This is a genomic window from Streptococcus sp. GMD4S (genome assembly GCF_000296955.1).
Genome location: NZ_AJRE01000471.1, coordinates 1 through 2,862 on the forward strand (window position 1 = coordinate 1; position 2,862 = coordinate 2,862).

Annotated in this window: 2 protein-coding genes; both read right to left on the reverse strand. The window is 40.5% G+C overall.

Annotation, left to right across the window (positions count from 1 at the left end; genetic code table 11):
- Positions 1-1,433: peptide ABC transporter substrate-binding protein (locus tag GMD4S_RS11710; RefSeq protein WP_000594270.1), on the reverse strand; the 1,433-nt coding region annotated here is incomplete at its 3' end.
- A 148-nt stretch (positions 1,434-1,581) separates the two neighbouring features.
- The coding region (locus tag GMD4S_RS12660; RefSeq protein ID WP_000375075.1) for an ABC transporter substrate-binding protein at positions 1,582-2,862 on the reverse strand (1,281 nt) is incomplete at its 5' end.

Here is a 2,862-nt window from a genome sequence, read left to right on the forward strand (position 1 = left end):
CCAAAGTCATCTGTAGAAAGCTGTTGAACATCAATGACGATATTGTCAGAACCTAGTACTGTTTCAAGGGTTTGTTTAACCGAGTTCATACCAGAAACCGCATTTTTATTCGTCTGATCAACAGGGACATCCAAATGGATTGGGAAAGTCACGCCTTGGGCTTCCAATTCCTTTTTAGCTTCCGCAAATCTTGCTTGGGCCTTTTCCTTGTTAAAGTAGGCATCTTGAGCATCTGCCAAATTGATACCTGACCACTCAGTTCCGTAGTTCACAAGCTTAGAAGCTGTTACTTCTCCAAAGGTCTTATCTCCCACCTGGACAAATGTTGGAGGAACTAGAGTATTACGAAGGGTTTTGCTCGCTGCTTCTTCACCGTTAGATTGAGCAGAGTAGGCTGTTCGATCAATACCAAAGTTGATAGCTTGACGGAAATTTTTATTTAAGATAGCTGTTTGAGCTGATTTCTTTTGTTCATCCGTTGTTTTAGCGGTATGATTATAGGTTTTACGGTTGACGTTAAAGTTAAAGTACCAAGATGTCTTGTCTTGTAAACTATAGACGATATTGTCTTGGTATTTTTCTTTTGTCTTAGCATAGTTCGAACTATTTGGATAGACTCCTGCAATCGAGTAAGCACCACTTTCAAAGTTTCGAATGGTCATCTCCTGATCTGACCCATCAAAGTAAGCTAACTTAACTTTTTCAATGGTTACTTTATCATGGTCATAATAGTGTGGATTCTTCACATATTCAATCGAAGATTTTGATGTGAAATCTTTTAACAGATAGGGGCCGTTATAAAGGATACTGTCTGGTGTCAAGGTACCAAAATCTTTATCCTTTGATTTCAAGAACTCTTCGTTGACTGGGAAAAGAATACTATTGGTTGTCTTTGAATTCCAGTACGGTTCTGGTCGAGTCAAAGTGTACTCGACTGTGTAATCATCCAAGGCTTTGACACCAACAGTTGAAAAGTCATTGGTCACACCCGTCACATAGTCATTCAATCCCTTGATTGAATTTTGAATCAGATCCATGGCTTGCCCCTTGTTGTCCGCGGCATATTTGATCCCAGTGACAAAATCCTGAGCTTTGACTGAAGCATACTCCTCACCGTCAGCTGTATACCACTTGGCATCTTTTCTAAGCTTGTAGGTATAGATCAAACCATCTGATGAAACAGACCAATCCTCCGCAAGAGCAGGCACGAGGTTCCCGTAGCTGTCATTTTCTAGCAAACCATCTACAAGATTGGTAATAACGGCAGTGTTATCTGCATAATAATCTAGGAGATAGTTAAAAGTTGTTGGATTCGCACTAAATGTTGATGAATAAGTGCTAGTATCTGTATTGGACTGTCCACATGCAGAGAGCAAAATCCCTGTCGCTAAGACAAGACCTGTCCCAATCAGTCTTTTTTTCATTTTGATCATCACTCACTCCTTTATGTCACTTTTTATAACATAACCATATTTTATCAAATTTATTCAAAAATGTAAAGTTACTACTTTTATGACAACTGGTGTCTCAAAACAAAAAAAGGAAGCACAGTTTCCTGCAACTTCCTTTTCTATTTATAGATTACTTGACGTGTTTTTCAAGTTCTTTTTGGTATTTGGCATTTGTTTCGATTTTTTCTTGTTGCCATTTCTTGAAGGCTTCTTCGTATTCTTTTGCAGTCACAACGTCATTTTGCAACTCCAAACCTTTGAACACAAATGGGTCTCCCTTGATCCCGACTTGAGAATAAGCTTTTGTGAATGGTACAGTACGGCTAACCGTTGGAGAACCACCTGAAGAAGCAACTGGAATCAAGAGTGAGCTATCAGACACCCAAGCTTGAGCTTTAGCATATTTTTCATAACGCTTGTTAAGGTCGCTGGTTTCAGCTGCAGCATCATCCAAGAGCTTTTTGTACTCATCAAGTCCAACTTGAGCCATCACTTCTGGATCTTTTCCGCGAGTGATCCCCAAGTGTTTAAGGGCAGAACCCTTCTTGGCATCAAGGATGTTGAGGTAGGTAGCTGGGTCTTGATAGTCTGGCCCCCAACCAGTTCCGTTCAAGTCATAGTCTTTTTGAGATGGAACCTTGGCTTGAGACGTAATGCTTATTTTCTCATTATCGGTCATTTGAAGGACATCAACAATGACATTTTCAGTACCAAGTGATGATTCGATAGACTGCTTGAGTGAGTTGGTTTGTTGAACCGCGATTACATCTGTTTGTTCAACGGGGATATCCAAATGGATTGGGAAGGTAACCCCCTTGGCTTGCAATTCTTCCTTGGCTTTAGCAAAGGCTGCCTTAGCTTTTTCAGGACTGTAAATCGTATCCTTGCCATCTGTAAGGGCTACATCTTTCCACTGGTCTCCATATGAAACGAGCTCTGCCTGAGCCAACTCTCCAAAGGTTTTTTCACCCACTTGAACGTAGTCATGTGGCACTAGGCTGTTACGGATAATCTTGTTCGCACCTTCTTCACCATTCAACTGAGCAGTATAAGAATGACGATCAAGGGCAAAGTTCAGCGCCTGACGGAAGTTCTTGTTGAGAAGAGCTTCTTTCGTTGATGTTTTTTGAGCTTCGTCTGTTTTAGCTGTTTTATTATAAGATTGGCGGTTTACGTTAACAGTGAGGTAGTAGCTAGTCGCTTCTTGTGGACTGTAGACAATCTTATCGCCGTACTCTTGTTTAGTTGACTCAAAGTTTGAGCTTGTTGGGAAGAGACGGGCTGTTGTATAAGCACCTTGTGTAAAGCTACGAATCAAAGATTCTTGGTCTGATCCATCGTAGAAAGTTAGTTTAATATTGTCAATCTTGACATTGTCCTTATCCCAGTAGTTTGGATTCTTTTCATATTC